The organism is Campylobacter hyointestinalis subsp. lawsonii (assembly GCF_013372165.1).
Taxonomy (GTDB): Bacteria; Campylobacterota; Campylobacteria; order Campylobacterales; family Campylobacteraceae; genus Campylobacter; species Campylobacter lawsonii.
Genome location: NZ_CP053828.1, coordinates 1169077 through 1194448, shown reverse-complemented (window position 1 = coordinate 1194448; position 25372 = coordinate 1169077). Strand labels below are relative to the sequence as shown.

The 25372-nt window shown below is 30.8% G+C and carries 35 protein-coding genes; 33 read left to right on the top strand and 2 right to left on the bottom strand.

Translation table 11 applies throughout. The features are described 5' to 3' along the window. Positions 1–157: 157 nt before the first annotated feature. From CHLWT_RS06095 to CHLWT_RS06015, 18 genes are all read left to right on the top strand, one after another. Entirely contained in the window at positions 158–1087 is a 930-nt protein-coding gene (locus CHLWT_RS06095) for an IS110 family transposase (protein WP_112000796.1), read from the top strand. 160 nt (positions 1088–1247) lie between these two features. Further along, a complete protein-coding gene (locus CHLWT_RS06090; RefSeq protein WP_176320867.1) occupies positions 1248–1685 on the top strand; it encodes a hypothetical protein in 438 nt (145 codons plus the stop codon). A gap of 98 nt (positions 1686–1783) precedes the next feature. Next, positions 1784–1942: a hypothetical protein gene (locus CHLWT_RS06085; RefSeq protein WP_170253235.1), complete on the top strand. Its 159-nt coding sequence runs from the start codon at positions 1784–1786 to the stop codon at positions 1940–1942. Then, complete coding sequence (locus CHLWT_RS06080) at positions 1942–2118, top strand: hypothetical protein (protein ID WP_170253236.1); 177 nt, start codon at positions 1942–1944, stop codon at positions 2116–2118. Before CHLWT_RS06085 ends, CHLWT_RS06080 begins: the two co-directional genes overlap by 1 nt. After that, the gene (locus tag CHLWT_RS06075; protein ID WP_112000797.1) at positions 2115–3575 is read left to right on the top strand and encodes a hypothetical protein; all 1461 of its coding nucleotides are present in this window, start codon (positions 2115–2117) and stop codon (positions 3573–3575) included. Before CHLWT_RS06080 ends, CHLWT_RS06075 begins: the two co-directional genes overlap by 4 nt. A gap of 201 nt (positions 3576–3776) precedes the next feature. After that, the gene (locus CHLWT_RS06070) at positions 3777–4142 is read left to right on the top strand and encodes a D-Ala-D-Ala carboxypeptidase family metallohydrolase (protein WP_111970592.1); all 366 of its coding nucleotides are present in this window, start codon (positions 3777–3779) and stop codon (positions 4140–4142) included. Positions 4143–4154: 12 nt separating this feature from the next. Beyond that, a complete protein-coding gene (locus CHLWT_RS06065) occupies positions 4155–4484 on the top strand; it encodes a hypothetical protein (protein WP_111970593.1) in 330 nt (109 codons plus the stop codon). 9 nt (positions 4485–4493) lie between these two features. Continuing rightward, entirely contained in the window at positions 4494–4733 is a 240-nt protein-coding gene (locus CHLWT_RS06060) for a hypothetical protein (RefSeq protein ID WP_112000798.1), read from the top strand. A gap of 3 nt (positions 4734–4736) precedes the next feature. Then, positions 4737–5663, top strand: coding sequence for a hypothetical protein (locus CHLWT_RS06055; RefSeq protein WP_112000799.1), 927 nt, complete (start codon positions 4737–4739; stop codon positions 5661–5663). Position 5664: 1 nt separating this feature from the next. Then, positions 5665–6042 carry a hypothetical protein gene (locus CHLWT_RS06050; RefSeq protein ID WP_112000800.1) on the top strand — a complete coding sequence of 126 codons (378 nt, stop codon included), beginning with the start codon at positions 5665–5667 and terminating at the stop codon, positions 6040–6042. 3 nt (positions 6043–6045) lie between these two features. Then, positions 6046–6198: a hypothetical protein gene (locus tag CHLWT_RS06045; protein WP_155589538.1), complete on the top strand. Its 153-nt coding sequence runs from the start codon at positions 6046–6048 to the stop codon at positions 6196–6198. Beyond that, on the top strand, positions 6198–6947 hold the full coding sequence (locus tag CHLWT_RS06040; protein WP_151062181.1) for a hypothetical protein: 750 nt from the start codon (positions 6198–6200) through the stop codon (positions 6945–6947). The genes CHLWT_RS06045 and CHLWT_RS06040 overlap by 1 nt, the downstream gene beginning before the upstream one ends. A 2-nt stretch (positions 6948–6949) precedes the next feature. After that, positions 6950–7072, top strand: coding sequence for a hypothetical protein (locus CHLWT_RS09580; protein ID WP_258521938.1), 123 nt, complete (start codon positions 6950–6952; stop codon positions 7070–7072). Position 7073: 1 nt separating this feature from the next. After that, positions 7074–7754 (top strand): hypothetical protein, encoded by a 681-nt coding sequence (locus CHLWT_RS06035; protein WP_112000825.1) that lies wholly within the window; start codon positions 7074–7076, stop codon positions 7752–7754. A 12-nt stretch (positions 7755–7766) separates the two neighbouring features. Next, positions 7767–8123 (top strand): hypothetical protein, encoded by a 357-nt coding sequence (locus CHLWT_RS06030; RefSeq protein WP_112000824.1) that lies wholly within the window; start codon positions 7767–7769, stop codon positions 8121–8123. Between the two features lie 510 nt (positions 8124–8633). Beyond that, positions 8634–8981 carry a hypothetical protein gene (locus tag CHLWT_RS06025; protein ID WP_112000823.1) on the top strand — a complete coding sequence of 116 codons (348 nt, stop codon included), beginning with the start codon at positions 8634–8636 and terminating at the stop codon, positions 8979–8981. A gap of 14 nt (positions 8982–8995) precedes the next feature. Continuing rightward, positions 8996–9322 carry a hypothetical protein gene (locus CHLWT_RS06020; protein WP_111970600.1) on the top strand — a complete coding sequence of 109 codons (327 nt, stop codon included), beginning with the start codon at positions 8996–8998 and terminating at the stop codon, positions 9320–9322. Between the two features lie 2 nt (positions 9323–9324). Beyond that, a complete protein-coding gene (locus CHLWT_RS06015) occupies positions 9325–9531 on the top strand; it encodes a hypothetical protein (RefSeq protein WP_111949133.1) in 207 nt (68 codons plus the stop codon). Between the two features lie 15 nt (positions 9532–9546). Here the strand turns inward: CHLWT_RS06015 and CHLWT_RS06010 are convergent, their stop codons facing one another. Beyond that, positions 9547–10044, bottom strand: a complete 498-nt coding sequence (locus CHLWT_RS06010) for a hypothetical protein (protein ID WP_151062182.1) — start codon at positions 10042–10044, stop codon at positions 9547–9549. 119 nt (positions 10045–10163) lie between these two features. Between CHLWT_RS06010 and CHLWT_RS06005 the strand changes: the two genes are divergently transcribed. The 8 genes from CHLWT_RS06005 to CHLWT_RS05970 all read left to right on the top strand — a co-directional run bounded on the left by CHLWT_RS06005 (position 10164) and on the right by CHLWT_RS05970 (position 17009). Continuing rightward, the gene (locus tag CHLWT_RS06005; RefSeq protein ID WP_112000795.1) at positions 10164–10613 is read left to right on the top strand and encodes a hypothetical protein; all 450 of its coding nucleotides are present in this window, start codon (positions 10164–10166) and stop codon (positions 10611–10613) included. A 24-nt stretch (positions 10614–10637) separates the two neighbouring features. After that, positions 10638–11564 (top strand): hypothetical protein, encoded by a 927-nt coding sequence (locus CHLWT_RS06000; RefSeq protein WP_112000794.1) that lies wholly within the window; start codon positions 10638–10640, stop codon positions 11562–11564. Further along, positions 11536–12189 (top strand): hypothetical protein, encoded by a 654-nt coding sequence (locus CHLWT_RS05995; RefSeq protein WP_112000793.1) that lies wholly within the window; start codon positions 11536–11538, stop codon positions 12187–12189. The genes CHLWT_RS06000 and CHLWT_RS05995 overlap by 29 nt, the downstream gene beginning before the upstream one ends. Beyond that, positions 12183–12668 (top strand): DUF8374 domain-containing protein, encoded by a 486-nt coding sequence (locus CHLWT_RS05990; protein ID WP_112000792.1) that lies wholly within the window; start codon positions 12183–12185, stop codon positions 12666–12668. The genes CHLWT_RS05995 and CHLWT_RS05990 overlap by 7 nt, the downstream gene beginning before the upstream one ends. Before the next feature lie 9 nt (positions 12669–12677). After that, positions 12678–14579 carry a hypothetical protein gene (locus CHLWT_RS05985; protein WP_112000791.1) on the top strand — a complete coding sequence of 634 codons (1902 nt, stop codon included), beginning with the start codon at positions 12678–12680 and terminating at the stop codon, positions 14577–14579. Between the two features lie 158 nt (positions 14580–14737). Beyond that, the gene (locus tag CHLWT_RS05980) at positions 14738–15418 is read left to right on the top strand and encodes an RICIN domain-containing protein (RefSeq protein ID WP_111969454.1); all 681 of its coding nucleotides are present in this window, start codon (positions 14738–14740) and stop codon (positions 15416–15418) included. Beyond that, positions 15415–16236: a cytolethal distending toxin subunit B family protein gene (locus CHLWT_RS05975; RefSeq protein ID WP_112000790.1), complete on the top strand. Its 822-nt coding sequence runs from the start codon at positions 15415–15417 to the stop codon at positions 16234–16236. The genes CHLWT_RS05980 and CHLWT_RS05975 overlap by 4 nt, the downstream gene beginning before the upstream one ends. Continuing rightward, positions 16233–17009: an RICIN domain-containing protein gene (locus tag CHLWT_RS05970; protein WP_112000789.1), complete on the top strand. Its 777-nt coding sequence runs from the start codon at positions 16233–16235 to the stop codon at positions 17007–17009. The genes CHLWT_RS05975 and CHLWT_RS05970 overlap by 4 nt, the downstream gene beginning before the upstream one ends. Before the next feature lie 137 nt (positions 17010–17146). Here CHLWT_RS05970 and CHLWT_RS05965 read toward each other — a convergent pair whose 3' ends face one another. Continuing rightward, positions 17147–17818 (bottom strand): porin family protein, encoded by a 672-nt coding sequence (locus tag CHLWT_RS05965; RefSeq protein ID WP_112000838.1) that lies wholly within the window; start codon positions 17816–17818, stop codon positions 17147–17149. 172 nt (positions 17819–17990) lie between these two features. Here CHLWT_RS05965 and CHLWT_RS05960 point away from each other — a divergent pair, with 172 nt between their 5' ends. The 7 genes from CHLWT_RS05960 (at position 17991) to CHLWT_RS05930 (ending at position 25259) form a co-directional block, all read left to right on the top strand. After that, positions 17991–18185: a hypothetical protein gene (locus tag CHLWT_RS05960; RefSeq protein ID WP_111949883.1), complete on the top strand. Its 195-nt coding sequence runs from the start codon at positions 17991–17993 to the stop codon at positions 18183–18185. 9 nt (positions 18186–18194) lie between these two features. After that, positions 18195–20213: a capsule polysaccharide biogenesis protein gene (locus tag CHLWT_RS05955; RefSeq protein WP_112000698.1), complete on the top strand. Its 2019-nt coding sequence runs from the start codon at positions 18195–18197 to the stop codon at positions 20211–20213. Next, positions 20210–21406: a capsule polysaccharide biogenesis protein gene (locus tag CHLWT_RS05950; protein ID WP_112000697.1), complete on the top strand. Its 1197-nt coding sequence runs from the start codon at positions 20210–20212 to the stop codon at positions 21404–21406. The genes CHLWT_RS05955 and CHLWT_RS05950 overlap by 4 nt, the downstream gene beginning before the upstream one ends. A 64-nt stretch (positions 21407–21470) precedes the next feature. Next, complete coding sequence (kpsM, locus tag CHLWT_RS05945; protein ID WP_112000696.1) at positions 21471–22253, top strand: capsule polysaccharide transporter KpsM; 783 nt, start codon at positions 21471–21473, stop codon at positions 22251–22253. Further along, positions 22250–22915, top strand: coding sequence for an ABC transporter ATP-binding protein (locus CHLWT_RS05940; RefSeq protein WP_111949891.1), 666 nt, complete (start codon positions 22250–22252; stop codon positions 22913–22915). Before kpsM ends, CHLWT_RS05940 begins: the two co-directional genes overlap by 4 nt. Continuing rightward, entirely contained in the window at positions 22912–24060 is a 1149-nt protein-coding gene (locus tag CHLWT_RS05935) for a KpsE/RkpR family capsule polysaccharide export protein (protein WP_373924823.1), read from the top strand. Before CHLWT_RS05940 ends, CHLWT_RS05935 begins: the two co-directional genes overlap by 4 nt. After that, a complete protein-coding gene (locus tag CHLWT_RS05930; protein WP_112000695.1) occupies positions 24060–25259 on the top strand; it encodes a DUF8374 domain-containing protein in 1200 nt (399 codons plus the stop codon). Before CHLWT_RS05935 ends, CHLWT_RS05930 begins: the two co-directional genes overlap by 1 nt. Positions 25260–25372: the final 113 nt, after the last annotated feature.

The following is a 25372-nucleotide window of genomic DNA, read 5'->3' as shown; positions in this document are numbered from 1 at the left end:
GTTAAAATCCCCCTTATGGTTTGTTAACTTACTATGTCTGTAACAAGACAGCAATAGAGTCTAAGCCTAAAAGGGGATAAATCTGATTAAAAACTTTGTCTGTAAAAAGACCGCATATAAGTATAGGTTTTCCCTAAATTTATAAAAGGAGTTATTTTTGAAGTATTATATTGGTATAGATGTATCTAAGCTTAAATTAGATATCTGCATATTAAAATCTTTAGATAGTAAAGATTTTAAACAAATAAAAAACGATAAAAAAGATATCAAAGATTTTTTTATATCTTTTGAAAATCTAAATGATTTAATTGTTGTCTTTGAAACGACTTCTACATACAGCTATAACATTGCAAAGGTTTTAACTGATTTAAAAATAAAATATTCAGAACTTAATCCTTTAAAAGTTTCTCACTTTTTAAAATACATAAGCAATAAGAAAAATGATAAAATAGATAGTTACAATTTAGCTTATTATTCTTTAAAATTTGAAAATGAAATCGTTTTTGATTCATTCAATGATAAATCAAAGCTCTTACGAAGTTATCAAACACTTATCGAACTTCTAAATAAAATAAACGTTCAAATACAAAATTACGATGATAGCCAAATTCATATTTATGACGAAAACATTAAATCCGTAATAGACGAATTTCTTGATATATCTAATGATAATAAAAGAATGCTTGAAGATAAAGCCTTTGATTTAGTTTGTGATCTACTACCTCAAACAAAGACTATTTTAGAAAATGAGAAAGGCATAGGTAAAAATCTTGCAATATACCTTTTCCCGGTATTTTATTTCAATCAAGATAAAAACTATAAACAGATTATTAGTTATCTAGGTCTATCTCCAAAAGTTTTTGAAAGCGGTAGCAGTGTAAAAAAGAAAAGTATTATCGATAAAAAAGGAAATTCAAATATAAGAAAAGCTCTTTTCTTATCATCTCTATCTTGCGTTAGATATAACCCTAAATTTAAAAGATATTATGAACATTTACTTACTCAAAACAAAAACAAAAAAGTCGCTTTAGTCGCAGTTTGCAATAAAATAATAAGACACCTAAAAAATCAATATTTCAGATATTAAAAATGAATAGACGATATAAAGAAATTTTACTCATTACTTTGAACAACATCAAAGAGAAAGGATACTGCACAAGAAAAGATATTTTAGTTCATTGCGATATAAGCAATAGTTATTTAAGCAAGTTAATAAAAAACAATTATTTAATTTTAAAGGATAAACAATGAAACCTATTTTAAGCGATACAGCAAATGAGTTGTTATCATTATACGATAACCTTAATCAAAACAATGACAAATTTGAACAAAAAATAAAGATAACTGGTCTTAGAGAAGCAGAAGGTAAGGAAAAAACTGACAAAGACGGCAAGGTAATAGTAAATGAATTTGGTGAAGTTCAGCGTTGGGATACTAAGTATTATGTAACTTACAATTCTATAAACTCTAGCGGAAGTCATACAACTTCAGTATCTCAACCGCTTTTTGTTGAACTTGAAATTGGTAAGAACTACATAGCTAAAGGTCATATAGAATATAAAGTATATGGCGATAACTATAACTCAACTCCAGTTATAGTTTTTGATAAATTTGTTTCTGAAAGAGATAACCTAATTGAGGCTTTAGCTATTTTTAAGGATAGCCCAAAGTCTTCCAAAGCTTGAAAATTAGGGCGTTAGCACTTTGCTTCCGCCCTGATTAACAATATAGTCTACTGAACTACCACACTTCAAAAAAATATTCTTATACAAAAGGAAAATAGATGATTCAAAAATATATTCAAATAAAAATTTTAAAAGAAGATTTAATCCTTTTAGAAGACGCCCTAAAAACTTCTAAAAGCTTTAATGAAACTATATTTATCAAGAAAAATATTAAAAGAATTAAAAAACAAATTTCTTCTTTAGAAAAGGATTTATGATGATATTAGATAAACTTCCTACCCAAAGAAAACTCTTCTTTAATAGAAAAAACCAAATAGTGCCTAATAAGTCTATTCTACCTACTCAATCTATAAAATCTAAAAAAATTTATAATTCTTCAATTAATGAAGCAAAGGTAACTTTAGAAGATATAAATAAGGATGTTATGAGATGATTTTTGACAAACAGACAATAAAAATAGTAAATCAGTGTTTAGATACTTTAGTTATCGGTGTAAGGTGTTTTGATGCAAATATAATAAATGGAACTTATGCAAATTTGCTTAAAGAAATCAGGCTTTTAAAGGAAAATGCTAAACAAATAAAAACTTTTGGCGAAAAATTTGTAAAATCAGATCTTAATTTAGGCTTTGGAGATTTCTTTGTTTCTAGTCGCGCAAGTAATGATTACCTTGCTTATGTAAAAAATAATGATATAAGCGTATATTTTGCAAATGCAAACTCTATATCAAACAGATATCATCTAAAGATTGAGTTTCGCTCAAAGTTTCTTTTGCAGTTTGGTCACAAAAAAGCTTATGATTATGTAGAAAAGTTTATTCAAAGAATATTTTTAACTCGGTATGAAGTTTTTATATTACGATTTGACCTTGCGACTGACGTTGCTGGTGTAATGTTTCAAACTGATGATCTGCTTCGGTTTCAAACACTTCGCAAAGTCGCTAAATATACTGATATTAAAGATTTTCTAATTGATGACGTAGATAAAGAGCTAAATTTAGATATGAAATCAACCGACGGACTGAATTATTCAAGATATTTAAAAACTGATGGCTTTAGCTTTGGCAAAAGCCCTTTTATGTTTAGGATATACGATAAATTAAAGCAAATAAGCCAAAAACAGATAAGCACTCTAATAATGCTTAAATGGCAGATGAACGGCTTTAATCCAGGGGTTCATAAAAGTGTATTTAGATTTGAGAGTGAGATCCATAGACCTATATTTAGAAAATTCATAAAAGATATCGTTTTTCCTAATGATGATTATAAAAACGAAGTAGAGTTTTTATTTGCAAATTTGGGCTTTTTTTGGCGATATAGCTTAGGCTTTGTTAAATGGTACGATTTAAAAGATGAAGAAATTAGTAATATAAATAGTAATAAACTTGCTAGGACTTCAATATATAACTATTACAAAAAATGTGAAACTGACTTAAATCGCTTTGATTTATGGGCTTTTATAAATAGATTTGAAGATGATACTCTTACAAATTTGCAAAAAAGTGAGTTAATATCTAAAATAGATATGATAAAAGCAAAAAACGCTTTAAAATCTTTCATATCTGCAACTTACTCAAATGTTGGCTATGATCTGAATGCTTTTATTAATGTGTTTAATGAAACGAAAAGAGATTTAGAAGAAGAGGGTTTAACTCTTCACGAATATGGACTTATAAAAGTTTGTGGAAGATTTGTCGACACTGAAAGAAAACTTAATAAGCAAGGAATAAAGGGAAGTAACCATTATAAACCTGTTATTGAAGAAAACATTTTGGATATTTATAATCTCTTCTCAGATTTAAAATATAATCTAAAAACAAAAAATGATAACTACTACACTTTAAAATCAACTCTTGATATCTTGCATAATATCTATAAAGGAACTTATTAATGAAGATATTTGATAATATATTTTTTTTATTAACTCTAAATTTGTCTATTTTATTTTTTTGTATAAAGCTGTTTTTAGATATTCTTTAATATTTTTCGTTTACTACTTACCTTGTTCAAATATCATTTTTAAGGGTATTTGAAAAATAAAATATTCCATATTAGTAATTTTTTATAAACTTTCATAAAAAAAGGATTTGAAATGTTTAAAAACAGTTATTTTAGTAATAAAGAGTTAAGCTGTAAATGTTGCGGTGTTAATAAGATTGATGATAATTTTTTAGCTTTGCTAATTGATATCAGAGAACACGCAAAAATACCATTTATAATTAATTCAGCTTATCGCTGTGAAGAACATAATAAAGCTGTAGGTGGCGCAAAAAACTCTAAGCACTTAAAAGGTTTAGCGGTTGATATTGCTTATAAAGATAGTATAGAACTTCATAAGATTATTAAAAGTATTTTAGATTTTGATACGCTTGGTAAATCTAGGATACTTATATATAAGAGTTTTGTGCATTTTGATTATGATTTGGCTACAAAAGAGCCCATAATAAAATTAATGTAAAAGGATTAAAATATGGAAAGTATTAATAAAGCTAAAATATCTGATTTAGCTGATGGTGCAGGAACTTTGTTAAGTTCTTTGGGTAAAATTCTTGGTGTTGTAAAACCGGCTCTTGGTACTCCTATTGCTTTAGCAGGAGACGTTTTATCAAATTTATCAAAAGTTGATGATAAAGATACAAAAGATATTATAGGACTTAGTTCTACAAATATAATCCTGGATAGAATTATCACTGATATAGAAGCTGGTAAAAAACCTAAGCTTGATGAACTTCAAGCTTTATCAAATAATCTTAAAGCTCTTGATACTGCTTTAGATAAATTTTATAAAATAATTTCGTAAGGATTAGATATGGCTATTGAAAATAATTCTCTTGTAGCTGATGATGACTTTAGTGGCAGATTGGGTAATTTTTCTAAAGATGAAATCGTAACTTGTTCTTTATATCCAAAAGATGAATTTAAGGTTAAAAAAGTTACTATTTTACAAACTGATTTTAACAATTATACTTTTGTATATGTTTTAATCAGCGTTAAAGACGTTCATAATATCGTTTATATTCCGTCTTCTCTAGTAAGCAAAAAAGGTTAATTTATGGCTGTTCCTTTAATTGCTGTTGCTATTTCCGCATTTTCCAACCCTGCGGCTATCGCTGGGCTTTCTGCTTTGGGTGCTGGTGTTGTAGGTATGACTTATAAACAAATCGAGGAGCATAAAGGCGATTTTAATCCAGGTGAATACGAAAGCGCTGTATCTAAATTTAGTAAAATTTCATCTCTAAATTCAAATATTACGAATAATACCGCTACTTCCGATGATACTATTATAAGTCCTAATGGTTTGTCTATGACTCGTGATGTGTATATGGGTATTCAAGGTATGCTAAGTAGAATTAAGCGAACTGGGATTATGACGGAGTCTGAGGGAGCTCATTTAAAAAAATACGGATATAGCGTAAATATTCATAACGCAACCAACGATAAAACTTCTTATACTTTGGATTCTACTACGAACGCAACGGTTTCAAACGAGATAGTATCTTTAAAAGAGGATATCGCTGTTTTAAAATATACTATATCTTCGCTTCAAAGCAATTTATCGAGCTATATAGATAAAGAGACTTTTAACAACTCTATATTTTCTTTACAAAATCAAATAAGCTCTATTAGGACGGGTGCTTCTGATAGTTCTACTTCATCAGGAGGTCTTATAGGCGCTATAAATCAAAGCACCGCTAAATTAAATACTATTTCGGAAACTCTATTTAATCTAAGATCTGCTACTGAAGAAGTTGCAAGTAAAACTGGCTCTTTTACAGGTGAATTAAAGTTAGCAAATTCCGACGAGCTTAGTAAGTTAATAGATGCTTCTGTTAAAACAAACACTTCTGATTATTCTAGTGGCAGTCAATCTATAAATATTGATTTTTCTAAGCCTATGACTATAAGCGGATTTGGTGATTTAGTTGCTGTTCAACGCTCTATTTTAGAAGCTCAAAAAAAATCAAAGCGTTACTCTTGATATGAGTAAGCCGATGACTATTGAGGGATTTTCCGATTTAGTTGCCGCTCAAACTGGTTTAAAGGAATTAGAAGATGCAAGGGCTAAACGTGAAGAAGAGGCTCACGATATACTTAAAGAAAAAACTGATTTCCTTACAAAGCCAAGGGTTATAAGAGATATGGACGGAAATGAACTTGCAAACGCTATTCCTCGTGAAATGGCTTTAACTCATCAAGCTACTCTTGCAAGGACTTATACTGATGAGAATACTTTAACATCTGATGATATAGATTTTGGCAATTTTGATTTGGAAATACCTGAGTTTTTTAAAACTCTCAAGCCTGGTCTTGCTACTGATATTATTCTAAATTCTGATATTAAGAATACTCAAGGATAAAGAATGCTCGAAAAGATTAAATATATTTTTGAAATTTTAGTTGGTTTAATTCTTTTTTTTATTATTGTTTATAGTGTTTATACTTTTATTTCTGATGGTTTTTTAGCTTCTGATATTATAAAGCTAGAAGATATAAAAAATGAAAAGGTTAAATAATGGCTGATTTAAAAAATATTGCTCAAATGGGCGTTAATGAAGTCTTTGAAGATTTAGCCTACAATGTTGCTTATGGAGAAATTTATAATAAACTTAATAAAGTAATTCCGCTCGATGACGGCTATTTAAAAGATGCCGTTCAAAGTGGTTTAAGTGTTATGTTTAGCGGTGCTTTAATGATTTGGATGCAAAGGCAAGATAAATTTATAACTGCTATTTTTGCTTCTATTTCTTATTCTGTAGTATCTTCTCTTAGTGGTATTGGTTCAAAAATTAAGGGTAAATTATCTCGTATGGTTGGTCGTAAGCTTAAAATTGCTTCTCGTGCTGGTTCTGCTAGTATGGACGAACGTATCTCAAAGGCTAAACTTTATGTAGAATATGGTTCTATGATTCATAATGGTCAATTAGTTTCTAATACTTACGGCGGTGCTAGTAGTAGTCTTTCAAGCATTCCTAATATTAATATTTCTTCCAACACCCAAAAACTCGACTACGCTAAAGCTAAATTAGATGCCACTCATAAAAGCTTACTCTTAAAGCTTTTTACTCAAAGATTTACTGCTGATGATGTAGCTATGATTAAAAAAATCACTGGTTCTCAGAGTGTCGATATAGATAACCTCAATAAAATAGCAAATTTTATGTATGTTACAGATGATAGCGGAAATATCACAGGTCTTACAGAGCAATTTATGACTATGCTTAACGGACTTGGTTACCTAAACAATAAACAAAACAAAGGATAAATATGGCAGTTGATAGTAATAAATGTGAACAATATATAAAAAAAGAGATTGAGCTTTTGGAATTAAATACTAATCTTTTAAAAGCTATTTATAAAATTTTAAGTGGCGAAGATTTTAAGGCTTAAAATGGTTGCTCCTATTATTTGCAGTTCTCTTTCTTATGATTATGTTGATTATTATGTTGGTAAAAGTTTCTTAGTTGAATATCCTGGTGTTGATTTTTCTGACTTTCGGGGAGACGGCTACTATATTCGTACTACTTATTCAATACCTCCAGAAATTTCTTTAGACGAAATTCTTAGTTGTCTAACTGTTGATAAAATTGCTGATTATGATGGTTCTGATTGGAATACTGTTTTGCCTTTTTCTGATGTTTATAGTCGTAGTCGTATTTCTAATAAAATTTTTGGTGATGAAGTTTTTTTAAAGATTACAGGTAAAATTGATTTTTATTCTCTACGTCTTGTTTTTAAATTTACTGATTATTATTCTTTGATTAACGAGTGGGAAGTTTCTGATGAACTTAAGGACTCTTACAAAATTGATATTCCTTCTTTTAGCGGTTATGTAAAGCTTTCTGATGTTTATTCTTTTGTTATTAGCTATCTTAATCCTTTTTTTGATAAAATGGTTGATTTCGTTCGTTCAAATTATAAATTTGAACCTTATAATTATTCTACTAAACATATTCCTTGGGGTAAATCTTCTGTTATTAAATTTCCACCTAGTACTATTCAAGATCGTTTGCGTCTTACTTTTGGTTTTTCTATTGATTTATCTTTTCCTGTTTCAAAATTATGCTCTTAAAGGGAATTCCTAATGCCAACCTATAAAATAACTCAAAAACAAGGAAGTAAAACAATAACTTCCACACTTGAAGCAAAAAACCTTGCAAGTTGTAAAGCATTCTTAGAAGCTGTTTCAACCGCTAAAGTAACTTGCATATATAAAGTAGAATATGAAGATTTTAGCGATAATACTCCAGTTGATGATATGAACTACTATAAGCAGTATAAAGCCTTTGTAAGTGATAACCAAAATTTCACTAAACAGGTTTTAGTTCATCACGTAAAACCTGCAATTAATGAAAAAGAGATGGCTAATTTAATAAAAACTCATCTTGAAGTAAATAATACTCCTATAAAGGGCATTACTTGCAGACTTTTTATGAAATAAATCTTTTTTCACTCTTACCAGGTAGCATATCTATCTTTGTCTTTTTACCACTCTAACCCTTGACACATATTCTCTTTGCAGAGCAAAGAGTGGCTTATTCTCCCCGCTTCGCTTATGCAAAGCATTGAACAAACGCTTTTAAAAAGTCAAGGATTTTAACTCGCAAGGCTGTTATGAGCTTGCGGGCGTTCTACGCCTAAAAGCTCATAAAAGCCGCAGTCCTTTACTTTTTAAAAAAGCGTTTGTTATATTTGCTTGAAATAAGTAAAAGCGGGTAGAATTCTCTAAATTCGTCAAATCTTCTAAATAGTCTTTAATCTGCTAAATTTTTTTATATTTTTCGTTTACTACTCATTCTTATCAAACATAGTTTTTAAGGGTATTTGAAAAATAAAATATTCCATATTTAAATTTTTTAATAAACTTTCACAAATGATATATCATAAATGGTTTTTAATGGCTGTGCCTTATAAAAAGGCTTTAAAAAAAATAAAAATTTAAGGAGCAAATATGCTAAAACAAAAGGTAAAAGGCGTAACTATAAATATAAATGCAAATGGCAGTGAAGAAGATATAACCGCTTTACTTGGTCTTATGGTTGGCGAAATAACACAATTTGATTTAAAAGGGCAAGGTGGAACACGAGCTGATTTACCACAAGAATTAAATAAAAAAGTGTTTATTGTGGGTGCTAAATCAACAGAAAATTCTGGAAGACTTTCAACTATGATTACGCTTCCTCACGTAAAAGCTTCTAAAATGTCAAATGAGATTGCGGCTGATATTAAAAATAAATTTAATGCGAATTACGAAACAGCTATTAAAGCTGATTACGTAAATCTTAAATTCGATAAATAATAAAGGATAGAAAAATGAGTAAGGTTTTAGTTAGAAATTATCTAGGCGAAAAAACATTTGGATATAATCTTCCTTGCGATTATGATACAGCTTCAACTTTTTGCGCAAACAATCTCGATGGTCTTTATGAGATATATGAAGCTAAAGAGACTATTGATAAAGGCGAAGCCGATGGAACAAAGGTTACTGTAACAGGTAAGAATGCACAAGGCAATAAACATACTTTTAGCTTTATAGCAAAAAGTACTTTTAACGAAGATGAGATAAAAACTGCTTTAAAAAATAAAACGTTTAATAACGTTAGGTTTGAAGAAGTTTATATTATAGGTCTTAAGTTCTAATTATGGATTTATTAAAATATATTGAGCCTATCATCACTCTAGCGGTTATTATCTTAACCGCTTTAAATTGGCTCATAAAGCAAAGGATAAGTCTTATTGAACAACGAGTAACAAGGCTTGAAGATTTTGAAAAGACAAGTCAAGAAGCTTTTAAACTTCTTAGAGAGATAAAAGGCAAGATAGATATGCTTTTAAAAAATTATCCTTAATTTAAAGTATAATTTTTAAAAAAAAGTATAAAAATTCTTGACTTTTATCTTAAAAACTCTATTAGCACTAAGTCTTTTTTGTCTATCTATCTCATCAGGATTAAGCCTTTCAAACTCATAGGCTCTTCTTTGCCATACTTGTATCTCAGCACCATGGATCCATACTATAACTTTTATTTTATCTATGAATTTTTCAAGTATTTTCCACATATTAGAGTCAATCATATGAACTAAGACTTTATCATAATAACCCATATTTAAGGTGTTTTCTAAAAGAGTGGAGTCTCCACTAGCTACATCTATACCTTGAAACTCTCTAAATGGTTCATTAAATTGATTGTTTATTCTAAATATATCTACTAAAAAATTCGAATCTTTATAAGACCTTACTCTGCTATGTAAAAATCCATATTTATATAGATCATCATAGCTTGGGTATTGTTTTGATAAGATTAGGGTTTTTGATTTTGGTAGTAAGGCGTATGGATTAAGAATAAGATTATCTAAGATCAATTTTTCTATTTGAGCTTTTCCACCTCCAACTAGTTTTAATCCAAATTTGATATATTCACACTCATTAGGAATAGCTATAGTATGTTTTTCATTAGCTTTATTAATAGAGTGAGTTAAATTTGGGACTTAATAGCGCTATTTTAAATTTAAATAGAGCATTTTTACTAGATCCTTTAAATTTTAAATACAAAATTTACGAAATTAAACATTTAATCCAAGATAATAAATTTGAGATGGCAGAATATATAGCTAGATCATCTATATTATTAGATCATGATGGTTTTTTATACATACTGCTAAAAAAATTATATTATGGTTATACTATGTATGATTGTCATAAAGTATTAATTGAAAATACAAATCTTAATTATTTATATTTATCATATATGAGTGCTAGAATTTTATATGATGTTGGAAATATTCAATGTGCAAAATACATTGTATCAAAATTAAACACTAATAATTGGTATATTAATGAATTTGCTAAAAAAGTTTTAGTAACCAAATCTGAATTTGATGAAAAAGATAAGATATTGGAAAAATTAATAATAAACAATAAGAGCAATTAAATTGATTTAAAAAAGGAGAGATTGATGAAATACTTTGTAGCAAATAGGAGTGATGGGAGTGGTTCTAGAATTTTTAGTTTAGTAAATGCTATGTACTTATCTAATAGATTTAAAAATATAGGAGATTTTAGATTTATTTGGCCCAATATGGTAGGATTACACAAAGAACTTGGCGAAAATTTTAGAGGTGATAAAGATGGCATAAATGTCATAGGAATGAGCATAGAAGCAAAAGAAAATATCTTTAATAAAAATTTTATAGATAAATATTTCATAACCAACAATGATTATAAAGAAGCAAATATAAATGAAGAAATAAATGAAAACCAAATAAATACTAACCCATATAGCGATAATGTGATAAGAGAAAGAAAATGTAATAATTTTTTAGAATTAGAAGAAAAAATAAGACAAAGTGATAAAATTTTTTTCCCAGTAGGCCTAGGAGAGCTTGACTATCTATGTCAAAACGAAGAAGAGTTAAAAGAGTATAAAAATAGTTGCAGATATTGCTTTCAACAGATAGATTTTGCACCGCAAATAAAACAATATATCCAAAAAGCACAAAATGACGCTCTAAATCTTGGAAACTTTAGTGCGATTCACTTTAGAAGCGGAGATATTATCCATTTTTATACTTCAATTCGATTAGAAGGAAATAAGTCAGTATATCACGCAACTCACGCTAGTCTAATTTTGGAACTCATTAGAAAATGCCTAAAAGATGGAGATAGTAAGATTGTCCTGTTTGGCGATGACACTGGGGCTTGTAAAGAGATTGTTAGCATAATAAATAATAAAAATGTGATATTTGCAGATACTCTTAGACCCATTGAACACATATCAAATGCGCAAAGTTTTTATTATGATCTTATCTTTAATGAGTATGGCTACAAAACTCTATGGGACAAACTCAGCTCTTGTGAGATTTGCACGCTTATTAAATGCTAATTTAATATTTTATAATAACTACTCATCGGCTGTTTTTAGTCAAAAAGAACAATATGAGCAAATTTCTAGAAATCTGCCTATTTTATCAAATTTAAATGAAGCACAGCTTGCTTTTTTGGTGTATCATCATTACTTGGCTGGTAACAATACTTCAGAATATCGATTAGCTAATGGGGGGGGGAAATTGATAAATCATCTAAAAATGGCTTTATTTTACGATCCTCATAATCACAAATATACAATCAATATGATAAAAGTTTTATTGGATAATAAAAACTATACTCAAGCAGAGGAGATTTCTAAAATATTGTTATATAAAAATGGCGAAGAAATCATAAAGCTATTGCTTGCAAAAGATTGGTTTGGGCAGTGGTTTGATAATGTATTTGATAGCTTTATAAATAATATTGATTTAAATTTTCCATACACTTGCTATATAACCGCAAGAATAATGGAGTATAAAAAAGAAACTCAAAGTGCAAATGCTATTTATACTTTAATAAATAATAAAATTACAAATCCAACATTAAAAAAAATTATTCAAAATAGAATAAAACAATTAAGCTTGGAAATCGATAATCTTAAAGAATTATCACAAAAAGAGTTGAAAAATCTAAAATGTTAGATAATATTAAACTACAAAATGACAAATTAATATTAGAAATCAAAAGCTTATCATCTCAAAATGACAATATAAAATCAGAAAACCAAAAGCTACAAAAGCTAAATACCGATTTATATTTTGTTTTAAATTACGGCACAGCCAAATCCCGCATCAAAAACCAACTAACATACAAGCTAGGCGAAGCTATGATTAAAAACTCAAAAAGCATATGGGGATATATAAAAATGCCTTATATCCTAAGTTATATCAAAGAAACTCACCAAAAAAATCAAAAATTCTATCAAGAAAAGATTAAAGCTAACCCAAGCTTAAAGCTTCCGCCACTTGAATTATATCCAGATTACAATGAGGCTATAAAGATAAAAGAGCATCTAAGCTACAAACTTGGAGAGGCTTTAATAAATGCTGATAAGTCTAAACTAGGCTACCTAACTCTATGGTTTAAATGTAAAAAAATAGCAAATAAATTTAATAAATAAGGAATAGAATTGAAAAATATTTTATCTATTTACAGACCGCAAGTTATTGGCAATATTGTATATTTCAAATGGCAATCAACTTATAGTAATATCGTAAAAAGTGCCGCAAATAGTGGTTATATAGATTATGACGCAGTAGATATCAGCCAAGTTCCTTTGCAAGTGCATTATAACTCTATTATAGGATTATTGTTAAATCATTTAAGAGGGCTAGATATGCAAACGATAGTAATTACTCAAGATGAAGTAAATTTAGATATAGTAAATTTTTGGCTATCTTATCATGAACTAAATAATGTAGTTTTTGCAAACACTACAAAACAATCAATTGCCGAGCGAAACGCAAATGTAGAAATAGGGGGGGGGTGCGGCATACTTTATGGCGGTGGCAAAGACTCTAGTTATGCATTATATAGCTTAATGAACAATAAAGCTATTAAAAAAATTTCACTTATCTCTTTCGTTATACCTGAAATCGGCGTAAATATAAATGAATTAGAAAAACGCAGAGACGAAAATATGTTAAAACCCACAAAAGAAATTTTTAAAGATATTGATATCATAAAAATAAGAACCAATTTGCGTGGTATTATAAGCGGATATCATTTAGATTTATATCTAGCACCGATCGGAGTATTGATATATCTTGGATATTTTAGATATATTACTTTTTCTTATGAATATTGTCATTATTATTATAAGATAGGCATTAATAACAAATATGGTTTTAAGAGATCTCAACAAAGTTTTATGAAAGCTATGAGTGAGTTTTATACTAGTTTGTTTAACAAAGTAGATATATTTAATGCAAACGAACATATGAGTGAAATGTCTAGCTTCTACTATCTTTATAAGAAAAATCCACTATTTTATAAACAAATAGTGATGTGCGAAGCAGTGGCTGATAAAAGTGTAAAATATTGTTGTAACTGCACAAAATGTGCCGAGTTTGTTTTGTATTGTATGTATTATGATATCAAGCAAAATGACATAGATGTAGAATGGTTTTTTGCAAAAAGTCCATATATTTTAAAAATAATAAATAAACTAAAAGAAAATTCAAATTTAAAATATTTTGCAGAGCTAGATTTTATATTGCATTTTGATAGCTTTATGTTTTGTTTAAGTAAATTAAGTGATTTTAAATTTAAAACAGATGACGCAAATAAAAATTTTAAAATTTTATTAAATCGTTATGGAAATAATCAACACTTAAGCAATCCAGACGCTTTTTACCCAAAAGTTATGTACAATACTTATCCAAAAGAACTTATTGATTATGCGTTTATGGATATAAAAGATATAATAAATCAAGATGAACCACCTTTTTCTATGCATTTAGGTAATGAAATATGTTATTTTAATCAAAAAAATCAACCAGAATTTATTCATTATGCAAATAAAGAAAATGTTAATATATATGACCTTATAACAAGCTCTGATAATTATAAGCCATCGTTTAATAACTCTTACACTAAAGCATATATAAAAAGCTGCAACTTGACGCTAAATAAGTTATTAGATGAAGATATAGTTTTGGATAATTCCAATTCGTATATTGATATATATATTAAAAAAAATCCACCAATGAAAACAGATGGTTATTTACTAGAAGCGAATTTAATGTCAAATTGGTCTTATAATTTGTTGCATTTAGACATGATAAACGCAAGCAATGAGTTAAACAAAAGATTTTATCTATATTTAAATAATGAGGCAATTGATATGTCAAAGCGTTATCATGGCATAAAAATAATAGATAAAACATTTACACTTAAATTAGAAGTAAAAAATGACTTAGAAAAATGGAGATGGGGAGAAGCGGCTAGAATAATAATATCTGATATATTAAGTTTCAAAAGCAAACAGCTTCTATCCAATTTTGGGTTTGAATATAAAAATATTGTATAGAAAATATTTATACAAAAATATAATCATAAAAGTAATATTGTATAGCAAATATGGTTATAGATATAATTAATACATCTGTACCAAAATTTATATTATTTTAAATTAAATTTAGCTACAATCCGATTTAAAATCAATTATCAAATTCCCAAAGGCCACAAATGAGAAATTTGCTATTTTTGCTCTTTATATCTATATTTTTTATATCTTGTGCTGGGACTAAAACTCCATACGCACCACTTGCGATAGATGATAACTCTACTACAAACAATCTAAAATCTAATTTATTTAATAGATTTGATTTGGGTAATAACTCAAACAATTCAAATAGCAGCCCACTGCTAAATTTATCTTTATCCACATCTCTTGGGTCTAAATCAGCTCCACTAACTATAATAAACCCAAAGGGCGGCTCAGCAATAACTGTTTGGGCATTAGCTCCTGGTAATTGGCTATGGGGATATACCTTAGATAACTCAAAGGATTTTGGAGCAGCTAGATCGTGGCAAGTTATAAATTTAGGCGATGATATAGTATTAATATCAAATTTTCTTACAAATACTTGTATTCACGATGAAGGTAGTGGTATCACTCATAGAAATTGCGATATCAATAACAAATCCCAACAATGGCATCTATCAGCTATGGACAATGGTGCCATTCAGATAAAATCTAGTGCTTCAAGCAAGTGCATCACAACAGATCTTGGCTCACTAACTCAAACTGGCAGCTATTATAGTCTTGCCATGAGAGAGTGTAATTTTAAGCCAAATTTCAATCAACAATGGGTATTTATCCCTGAGGCCGCACCAACTTCTCCACTCTTAGGATACCAACAATGAAAAATCTATTAATCTTATTATTTAGCTTTATAAGTCTATATGCTAATATAGACGATTTTAAAACAGCCACTTGGAATATGCAAGGCTCAAGTGCTAGTAGCGAGGCTAAATGGAGCATTAGCGTAGCTCAAATGTTCTCAGGAGCAAATGGGCTTGATGTCTTAGCTATCCAAGAAGCTGGCACCTTACCCGCTACAGCCGAGCCAACAGGAAGGGAGTTTAGAGCATTTGGCACACAAGTAGTTGTAACTGAGCATGTGTGGAATATCGGCACAAGACTAAGACCTGATCTAATCTTTATATATTATGCTAGGACAGATTTAGGTGGTAATAGAGTAAATTTAGCTCTAGCTAGTAGAAGACAAGCTGATGAAGTATTCTTACTTCCACCTCCAACTACAGTTTCAAGACCTATGATTGGAATTAGAATTAATAATGATGCATTTTTTAGTATTCACGCATTAGCTAATGGTGGAGCTGATGCTTCAGCTATCGTTCATAATATAGATCTATTCTTTCAAAGCACACCAACCCTAGCTAATACTAATTGGATTATAATGGGAGATTTTAATAGAGAGCCTGTAGATCTACTTAGCACATTTGAGCTAGAATTAAGACTTAGAACTAGAATAATTACAAATAACGCCATCACTCAAATAAGCGCTAGAAGAACTCTAGATTACGCTGTAGTAGGTAACTCTAATAGAGCTATCGCACCAGCGCCGCTACCTCAAATCTCAGCTAGCACATTCTTTAGCGGATTTAGAACTCATATAGCAAGCGACCACTTCCCTGTAACATTTAGGAGATTTCCATGATAAAAACTTTAAAAATATCTTTAATAGCTATAATATCCATATTTATAACCGCTTGTAGCGGAGCTAAACCAGAGCAACCAAAGCAAAATATGAGCTTTTTAAAGCTTGATAGCTCTAAAGGATTTGCAGGAGATATAAGCAAAGCCCCATATGAAACAAGAGCCCCAGATAGAATTAAAATCAGTGATTTAAATGATAAACCAAATTTAAAATCAAATAATTTAAAATCAAACAACTCAAATAATCAAGATGGCTTTGATCCATTTACTTTGCCTCTAAGCCTAAGATCGCTTGATACAGGTATGCCTTTGGTGGTAAATTTAGGTAAATCAGATGAAACTTTTAATTATAACCTAAGAGAGATTAAGGCATTTGAGCCAACTATAATTAGCGAGATTAAAAGGGTTGATAGCTTTGCGAATTTGGGTTTAGAGTATGTTCAGTTTGTATCAGCTAATGATATAAATAGTTGCCTTGGGATTGATGAGAGTGGATTTTTTACTTTAAAAAATTGTATTGGGGATTTAGATAGAAAGAAGTTTGAAACTGTATTTCAGCTAATACCTCTGCTTAGTGATGCTGTAGAGATAAGGTCACTAGTCCTAGGTGGCAAGGAGTGTATAAGCACATTTTTTAACCCAAATTTAGAGCCATGGCAAAGAGTAGGAATATTAAGATGCGAATTAAGAGAGGGTTTTAGTGTAGATCTACCAAAGCTTTGGGCTATTATGCCTGAAATCAGAGAAGCTGCTGTCATACAACCGATTGATTGAGCGGTTTTAGTTTATATACTATGTTTTTGAATAGTTTAAATTTGGCTTTTAAAAAGCTATTAATGTGTTTTAAATTTGATTTATTAAATTTGCCATTAATTTAAACTATCAAAACCTATTATTTTAATAGTAGATATTTAAAACCTATAACTCACGCCAAGATATGCCCCCATATCAAGCTGTTTTAGTCTAAATGGCTTATCTTCTATCTTATAGGTTTTGCCACCATAATCAAAGCTTATATCCAAATCTTTGCTTTTATACATTGTACGCATAATTTTTGCACCAAATTCTATATCCCATCTATCATCTATTTCATACAACGCACCCAGTTTTGCTCCATAGCTAAACCCATCAAGATAGCTAGGAATTGCTTGGGCTATATCTTGTATTAGGCTATTTTTTACATCAAATTTACCCAAAGAGTATCCAGCAAATACACCTATATCGGCTCTTAAATTAGGCTGTATTAATGGGGTATAGTCATATCCTAATAAAAATCTATGAGAAGTAAATTCATATTTTTCCCACTCATTTGCTACGACTACGCCGCCTAGTTCGATATCATAGCTTCTGCTACCGCTTGATTTACCGCCATATTCATATGATATAGAGTATCTGTGCGTATTATCTATTTGATAGCCAAATTTAGGTGATAATAAGAGATTATTGTCTGATATTAAATCATAATTATCCTCATCGACCAAGCTATGATTTAAGCCACCACTAAATCCGATGAAATACCCATCAGCTAGAGCAAATGTAGCACTTAAAGATAGCATAAGAATTGTAGATTTAAATTTAAACATATTTATCCTATTTATTTTTGATTAAGGGATTATAATGGCACTTTTATAAAATATGGCTGAATTTGGTTAGCAATCTAGTCAATTTGGATATATTTTGTATTAAATTTATTTATATCTATTTTATTTTTTATTAGATATAATTGCCAAATTTTATATTTTTGAAGGATTTGGATTGCTTAGTTTTATCGTGCCTGTATTTTATAAAGATTATAATTCTTTTATATATGATAGAGCTGTGGAATTGATTAACAAATTTAGCAATCATCCAAAAATTGAAATAGTCATTGCCGATGCTAGTAAAAATCCAAATTTAATAGCTAACGCTGGTAATATCAAAATCATCTATACTTATAGCGGTGATAGGTAGAATAATCAAATGAATGGCTATATATTTTATATTAAAAATATTTTAAGTATTTTTGGTAAAAGAAAATTTTATGGTTGGGGTAGAAAGAAAACCGGAAGATTCGCAAACTATTTATCAGATAAATTTAATGGAGAATTTCGGCTTTTAGAAGATGGGTTTATCCGCTCGGTTGGGCTTGGAGTTGATGGTGCTAGGGCGTTTAGCATAGTTGAAGATGATATCGGGATTTACTATGATGCCACTAGGCCAAGCAGGCTAGAAGAGATTTTGGCAAATTTCAAATTTAGCGATGAGATTTTACAAGAGGCTAGGTGGTGTATGGATTTTATCATCACGCACAATATCTCAAAATACAATAACGCTCCAAATATCACCCAAGAATTAATAGAAAAATATGAGCTAAATAAAGGCAAAAATATCCTTATAATAGCCCAAACTAGAGGCGATGCGTCGCTGATTTATGGTCTTGGGGATAGGGTTAGTAGCGATGAGATGATAAGGGCTGCTATAGATGAAAATATCGGTGCTAATATACTTTTAAAGATCCATCCTGACGCACTAAATGGCAAGAAAAAATCTGATATAGATATATCAAATTTGCCCCCGCAAATCAAAATCATCACTCAAGATATAAATCCAATTTCGCTATTAAAGCATATAGATAAGGTATATACTAAAAGCTCTGGCATGGGCTTTGAGGCCTTGATGTGTGGGTGTAAGTGCGTTTGTTTTGGAATGCCATTTTACGCTGGTTGGGGGCTAAGTGATGATAGGATAAAAGCCCCAAGTAGGCGAAATAGAAAGTTAAGCATAGAGCAGCTCTTTGCTGGGGCATATATGATTTATGCTAAATATATTGATCCATATAAAGGCGAGAAAACTAGCTTAAAAAGCCTTTTGCCACAGATAAATATCATAAAAAATTCTAAATTAAATATGGATAATAATAAAAAATTTTTATTTGGATTTTCTATTTGGAAGCGAAAATTTATGGTGCCATTTTTGGGTGGAAATTTAAATTTTATAAGCACATTTAGCAAAGATCCACTTCTTTTGGCACTAAAAAAGGGATTAAATCCTAGCTCACTAGTCTATATCTGGGGCAAAAAAGAGTATCCAAAACTACAAAAATGGTGCGATGAAAATAGCGTGAGTATCACAAGGGTAGAAGATGGATTTATCCGATCAATCGGGCTAGGAAGCGATCTTACTAGGCCTTATTCTTTGGTTTTTGATGATGTTGGGATATATTTTGATACCACAAAACCAAGTAGATTAGAAAATATATTAAATTATCATAAATTCAGCGCTTATGAGCTAGAAGAGGCTAGAGTTTTAAAGCAAAATTTGATAAATAGCAAAATTTCAAAATATAATGATGATAAAGATGGTATAATTGCGCCTAAAAATAGCAAAAAAATAGCCTTAGTTATCGGTCAAGTCGAAGATGACGCTAGTGTAAAAATCGGCGCTGATGGGATGAAAAATATCGAGCTAATCAAACAAGCTAGATCAAGCTCTTCTAAAACTCATATCATCTACAAGCCTCATCCTGATGTGCTAAGTGGCAATAGAATAGGCCAAGTAGATGAGAGCGAGGCGCTAAAATATTGCGATGAGATCGTAACTGGGGTGAGTATGCCTGTGCTACTTGATATAGCTGATGAAATTCACACGATGACCTCTACAAGTGGCTTAGAGGCTATATTGCGTGGTAAAAGGGTTATTTGCTATGGTAGGCCGTTTTGGGCTGGTTGGGGGCTGAGCGATGATAAAAAGCCACTTCCAAGGCGTTGTAGAAATTTAAATATAGATGAATTAATCGCTGGAGCCTATATAATCTATCCTAGATATATCCATCCGGCGAGTTTAGAGCCTTGCGGGGCTAGTGATTTGGTTTTGGCTTTACAAGAGCAAAAGCAAGAGCTTCAAAAGCCTATAAATGCGTTATTACATAAGATCTGGTCGCTATATGCTAGAATAGGGCAGAAAATTTTATATGTAGTTTTATTTGTGGTCAAAAGATGAGATTAGAAGAGAGAATTACTGGCATTAAAGGCAAAAATGTCTTGCTTTTACAAGGTCCTATGGGGGATTTTTTTAATAAACTTGATAATATTTGTACCAAAAAGGGCGCTTTTGTAACTAGAATTGGCTTTAATGCTGGTGATGCCTATTTTTCTAAAAGCAAAAATTATATCGCATATAAAGCCAAGCCAAAGCAGTGGCCTAAATTTATAAATAAATTTTATCAAGATAATAATATTGATATTGTCTTTTTATTTGGGGATTGTAGGTTTTATCACAAAATGGCTATTAAGATAGCTAGGAATTTGGGGATTAGTGTTTATGTCTTTGAAGAGGGGTATTTGCGTCCTGGATTTATCACAATGGAGTCTTACGGGGTCAATAACCACTCTAAAATGCCTAGAAATCGGGAATTCTATGATGCTTACAAGCCGATAACCAAGCCATTTTCAGCTAAATCCACCTCTACTTATGCCTTGATGGCGTGGTGGGCGACGCAGTATTATCTCATAGCAAATATATTCTATTTTTTATATCCTAACTACATCCATCATCGTGATTTTTCGCCTATTAGAGAGGGGTTTTATGGAATTCGCAATCTTTTTAGAAAGATTAAATATAAATTTAGCGAAAAAGATTTAAATGAGCGTTTAAATGGGGAGCTAAGTGGGAGATATTATTTTGTAGCGCTTCAGACTTATGATGATTTTCAGGTTAGAACTCACTCTAGATTTAAGACTATGGAAAGTTTTATAGAGTATATCATCTCATCATTTTCTAAGAATGCGCCTAAGGATATGATTTTGATCTTTAAGCATCATCCTATGGATAGAGGCAAGAAAAATTATAGCTCATATATTAAGTATTTGGCTCAAATTTACAAGGTTGAAGGGCGTGTGATGGCTGTATTTGAGGCTCATTTGCCTACGATAATCAAAAACTCAAAAGCTGTAATTTTAATCAATAGCACCGTTGGGCTAAATGCCCTAAGCTACTCTAAGCCTGTAATTTGTCTTGGAAAATCTATGTATGATATCAAGGGGCTTACTACTAAGGATATAAATTTAGATAAATTTTGGACTATTCAATCTAAGGTTGATAGTGAGCTTTATGCCAAATTTAGGGCATATTTGATAGATAATACACAGATAATTGGGAGTTATTATCTAAAAGATGGGGTGGAATTTAAATAGATTTTGAATTTATTTACAACATTATTTTGATATAATTCCTTAAAACAATTTTGCGGAGGATATAGTGCTAAATGTTATAAGGGCGCTATTTTTTAGAGAGTTAAAGACTAGATTTGGCAAAAATAGGCATCTAGGATACTTTTGGGTGGTTGGTGAGCCTTTGATGCAGATATTAGTAATTACCACTTTAGTAGCTTTAATTCGTGAGCATATTACTCATTTAGTTGTCCCTGGTGGGACTCCTGTTTTTATGTTTTTGGCTTGTGGGATTATTCCATTTTTTATGTTTAGAAATATCGTTACGCAGCTTATGGGTGGGATAGCTGGGAATTTAACTCTATTTTTTTATAAACCTGTTAGACCAATTCATGTATTTTTAGCTAGAACTTTGCTTGAGTTTTATATGTACTCTTTGATATTTTTGTGCGTGATGATTTTGGCTGGGTGGTTTGTAGGTTATGATGTGGTGCCTAGGGATTTTTTAGCTATGTTTATTAGCTTGATGTTAATGGTGTTATCTGGATTTAGCCTTGGTGTGATTTTTGCGATTATTACGCATTTTATGGAGCCACTTAAGATTGTTTTGACATATTTTACAGTTGCTTTGTATATATTATCTTGTGTGATTTTTCCTATTTGGATAATTCCATCTAATATATTAAAATATATGCTTTATAACCCTATGCTTCATATTTGTGAGAGTATAAAATATTATTATTTTGATGGATATCCGCTAGCTGATGGGGTGAATTTGATCTATCCATTGGTTTTTAATGTAGTGCTATTATTTATAGGATTTTGGTTTTACTATTATAAAAGAAGAGAACTTGTAGCGAGCAGACCATGATAAAATTAGACAATTTAACCAAATTTTACCCATTAAGTAATGGTGATAAGCACTTTGTTTTCCGTGAATTTACCTTTACATTTCCTGATGATTGTAGTATTGGATTGATCGGTAGAAATGGCGCTGGTAAATCCACTTTGATGCGACTTTTGAGCGGAGCTGATATCCCAAATGCTGGCAGAGTCATCACGGATAAGAAAATCTCATGGCCGGTTGGTCTAGCTGGTGGATTTCAACACGCACTTTCAGCTAGGGATAATGTTAAATTTGTAGCTAGAGTTTATGGATATAGGGGTGAGGCTTTAGAAGAGAAGGTGAGATATATAGAGGAGTTTGCTGAGATTGGCAAATACTTTGATGAGCCGATGAATACTTACTCTTCTGGTATGAGATCAAGAATTGGATTTGGGCTTAGTATGGCTTTTGACTTTGATTATTATTTGATAGATGAGGCTGGGGCTGTGGGTGATGCTAAATTTAAACAAAAAAGCGACGCAATTTATCAAGAAAAATTAAGCAATTCTAAGGTAATAATGGTCTCTCACAATATGAGTGAAATAGAGCAGTGGTGCGATAAGGTGATATTGGTAAATTGCGGTATGACGACGGTTTATGACGATGTCAAAGAGGGAATTGAAATGTATAAAAGGATATGTAGTTGAGTAAAAGAGCTATGATTTTAAGATCAATTAAAGATATAAAACAACACAAAGAGCGTCTAAATAGACTTGATAGTTTTAAAACTGTTATTTATATAATGATTGCGGTGATATTTTACTATACCTTTATCGCTGCTGATAGATATGTGAGCGAGGTATCTCTAAGCGTTAAATCCACAGATGGTGGTAGTTCGCCAGTTTCTTCTTTAAGTGGGATAGCGAGTTTAGTGGGAGTGGCATCTAGCTCAACTGAGGATATCAAGCTTTTACAAGAGTATATAAAATCCCTCGATATGCTCCAAAAACTTGATGAAAAGATAAATTTAAGATCGCTTTATGAAAAGCAAAAAATAGATCTATTTTTCCGTATCTACTCATCAACTAGCAAAGAGAGCTATCTGAAGTATTATAGAGATAGAATTCATATATTATTTGATGATAAGACAGGGCTATTAAATGTCGCTGTAGAGGGCTTTAGCCCAGAAGATGCGCGCATTATTTCAGCTACTATTTTAGAAGAGTGTGAGAGATTTATAAACGAAATTTCGCACAATATCGCTAGAGAGCAGCTAAGATTTGCCCAAGGTGAGCTAGAAAGTGCTAAACAAAAGTATAAAGATGCTAAAAATAAGCTTTTGGAATTCCAAAATCAATATGGAGTTTTTGACCCTCAAAGCCTAGCTAAAACAAAGGCTGGATTTATCACCGAAATAGAGCTTCAAATATCTAAAAAAGAGACCGAATTAAACACTATGAGAAGTTATTTAAATGAAAATGCACCTGAAATTGTAGCTTTGAAAGCTGAATTAAAAGCGAATAAAGAGCAGTTAGAAAAAGAAAGACGCAAGGTAGCATCCAATGCTTCTCAAGATAAATTAAATGATGTTGTGGCACAATTTGAGGCCTTGTATCTAAATTTAAGCTTTGCTGAAGATGTCTATAAGACAGCTATCACAGCGGTTGAGACGACTAGAATTGAGATCGGCAGAAAGGCTAAACAAGTAGTAATAATCCAAAGTCCATATGTGCCACAAAGCGCTAAATATCCAGATAAGATTTACAATATTGTCACGATTTTTGTGATTTTGACGCTGATTTTTGGGATTGTTAGGCTAGTTCGTGCTATCGTTGATGAACATAGATATTAATGCTTAGCAAAAAACCATATAAAAACGGAATTTTATTAGCAGCCACTAGTAATTACGCCTTTGCTATTGGGACAATGGTGGTAAATATCACTGAGGTGATGAGCGGTGAAGTTGATATATTTTATATCGTTCATGATGGATTTACTCAAGGTGAGCTAGATGCCTTTGCTAGGATCAGTGATGGGGCGAAAATTAAATTTATTAGTTTTACCAAGGATGATTTTGCTAAGAGATTAAAGCCGCACACAAATAACCAAAATATATTAAATTCGCCGTTTTTCTCTCGCTGGACACATATGGCTTATGGGATGTTTGAGCCACTTTTGCTGCTTGATGAGTGTGAGTGTATAGTGTATCTTGATTTTGATATTTTGTTACTTAAAGGGATTAGCGAGCTATTTAGATTGAAGGGTTATCACTTTAGCGCTCATAGAGGTAAGAGCCTTTTAAATCCAACTCTTATGGATTATAATGGCGAATTTAAAGATTGTAGAGTTTATAGGAGTGGGATTGTGGCTTACTATGATACAATCCCAAACCCAAAAGAGTGCTATAATCAAATTTACAATTACAGCGCAAAATATGGCGCCAACGACCAGGGCGTCCTTAGCTTACTAATCTTAAATAATAAATTTAAAGTCAAAAATCTAGGCTATGAATACACTAGTAGCACATTTTGGCGTAAAAGCATAGGAGCATCGATAATCCACGCTTGGGGGCGAGATGGGCGGTTTTGGAATAATGAGCTAGTTTATCAATTTTGGGGCGAAATTTGGGATAAATACTACCAAAAATGGCTAAAATGCGGTGGCAGCGAGTATAAAGGTGGCTTCATTTGTAAAGCTAATTACGCCATAGAGAGAATAAGATATCACCTAGCTTACAAACTTGGTTATGCGATGATAGAAAATCACACAACTATATTTGGCAAGATTAAATTGCCTTTTATTTTATTAGCTATCGCTTTAAAGCATAGACGCCAAAAGATAGAATATCTCCAAATCATTCAAATCAAACCAAATTTAAAAGTTCCACCAATAGATCATTACGAAGATTACAGATCGGCCCTAGCTGAAAAACAAAGCGCACCATACAGACTAGGCCAAGCCCTTATCAAAGCCACCAAAACTTGGTATAAAGGCGGATTAATAAAATTATATTTTGAGATAAATGAGATAAAAAGGGATAAAAAGAGATAAATTATCAAATTTAAGGCTAAATTTGATAATTATAAAACGGCGGATTAATGAATTTTATCTTTAAATTTATCTACCTTTTGATTATCTCTTTTGTGGTGGCTATATTTTTGGTT

Bases quoted from the DNA above. Each gene is read 5' to 3' on its own strand.
- CHLWT_RS05980 (WP_111969454.1), top strand. From the start codon at position 14,738: ATGAGAAATTTGCTATTTTTGCTCTTTATATCTATATTTTTTATATCT.
- CHLWT_RS06050 (WP_112000800.1), top strand. From the start codon at position 5,665: ATGAGTAAGCCGATGACTATTGAGGGATTTTCCGATTTAGTTGCCGCT.
- CHLWT_RS06040 (WP_151062181.1), top strand. From the start codon at position 6,198: ATGGCTGATTTAAAAAATATTGCTCAAATGGGCGTTAATGAAGTCTTT.
- CHLWT_RS06075 (WP_112000797.1), top strand. From the start codon at position 2,115: ATGATTTTTGACAAACAGACAATAAAAATAGTAAATCAGTGTTTAGAT.
- CHLWT_RS06035 (WP_112000825.1), top strand. From the start codon at position 7,074: ATGGTTGCTCCTATTATTTGCAGTTCTCTTTCTTATGATTATGTTGAT.
- CHLWT_RS05990 (WP_112000792.1), top strand. From the start codon at position 12,183: ATGTTAGATAATATTAAACTACAAAATGACAAATTAATATTAGAAATC.
- CHLWT_RS05970 (WP_112000789.1), top strand. From the start codon at position 16,233: ATGATAAAAACTTTAAAAATATCTTTAATAGCTATAATATCCATATTT.
- CHLWT_RS06030 (WP_112000824.1), top strand. From the start codon at position 7,767: ATGCCAACCTATAAAATAACTCAAAAACAAGGAAGTAAAACAATAACT.
- CHLWT_RS06025 (WP_112000823.1), top strand. From the start codon at position 8,634: ATGCTAAAACAAAAGGTAAAAGGCGTAACTATAAATATAAATGCAAAT.
- CHLWT_RS05950 (WP_112000697.1), top strand. From the start codon at position 20,210: ATGAGATTAGAAGAGAGAATTACTGGCATTAAAGGCAAAAATGTCTTG.
- CHLWT_RS06070 (WP_111970592.1), top strand. From the start codon at position 3,777: ATGTTTAAAAACAGTTATTTTAGTAATAAAGAGTTAAGCTGTAAATGT.
- CHLWT_RS06065 (WP_111970593.1), top strand. From the start codon at position 4,155: ATGGAAAGTATTAATAAAGCTAAAATATCTGATTTAGCTGATGGTGCA.
- CHLWT_RS06090 (WP_176320867.1), top strand. From the start codon at position 1,248: ATGAAACCTATTTTAAGCGATACAGCAAATGAGTTGTTATCATTATAC.
- CHLWT_RS06000 (WP_112000794.1), top strand. From the start codon at position 10,638: ATGAAATACTTTGTAGCAAATAGGAGTGATGGGAGTGGTTCTAGAATT.
- CHLWT_RS05955 (WP_112000698.1), top strand. From the start codon at position 18,195: ATGAATGGCTATATATTTTATATTAAAAATATTTTAAGTATTTTTGGT.
- CHLWT_RS06080 (WP_170253236.1), top strand. From the start codon at position 1,942: ATGATATTAGATAAACTTCCTACCCAAAGAAAACTCTTCTTTAATAGA.
- CHLWT_RS05940 (WP_111949891.1), top strand. From the start codon at position 22,250: ATGATAAAATTAGACAATTTAACCAAATTTTACCCATTAAGTAATGGT.
- CHLWT_RS06045 (WP_155589538.1), top strand. From the start codon at position 6,046: ATGCTCGAAAAGATTAAATATATTTTTGAAATTTTAGTTGGTTTAATT.
- CHLWT_RS05965 (WP_112000838.1), bottom strand. From the start codon at position 17,818: ATGTTTAAATTTAAATCTACAATTCTTATGCTATCTTTAAGTGCTACA.
- CHLWT_RS06060 (WP_112000798.1), top strand. From the start codon at position 4,494: ATGGCTATTGAAAATAATTCTCTTGTAGCTGATGATGACTTTAGTGGC.
- CHLWT_RS05975 (WP_112000790.1), top strand. From the start codon at position 15,415: ATGAAAAATCTATTAATCTTATTATTTAGCTTTATAAGTCTATATGCT.
- CHLWT_RS05930 (WP_112000695.1), top strand. From the start codon at position 24,060: ATGCTTAGCAAAAAACCATATAAAAACGGAATTTTATTAGCAGCCACT.
- CHLWT_RS06020 (WP_111970600.1), top strand. From the start codon at position 8,996: ATGAGTAAGGTTTTAGTTAGAAATTATCTAGGCGAAAAAACATTTGGA.
- CHLWT_RS06055 (WP_112000799.1), top strand. From the start codon at position 4,737: ATGGCTGTTCCTTTAATTGCTGTTGCTATTTCCGCATTTTCCAACCCT.
- CHLWT_RS06085 (WP_170253235.1), top strand. From the start codon at position 1,784: ATGATTCAAAAATATATTCAAATAAAAATTTTAAAAGAAGATTTAATC.
- CHLWT_RS09580 (WP_258521938.1), top strand. From the start codon at position 6,950: ATGGCAGTTGATAGTAATAAATGTGAACAATATATAAAAAAAGAGATT.
- CHLWT_RS06015 (WP_111949133.1), top strand. From the start codon at position 9,325: ATGGATTTATTAAAATATATTGAGCCTATCATCACTCTAGCGGTTATT.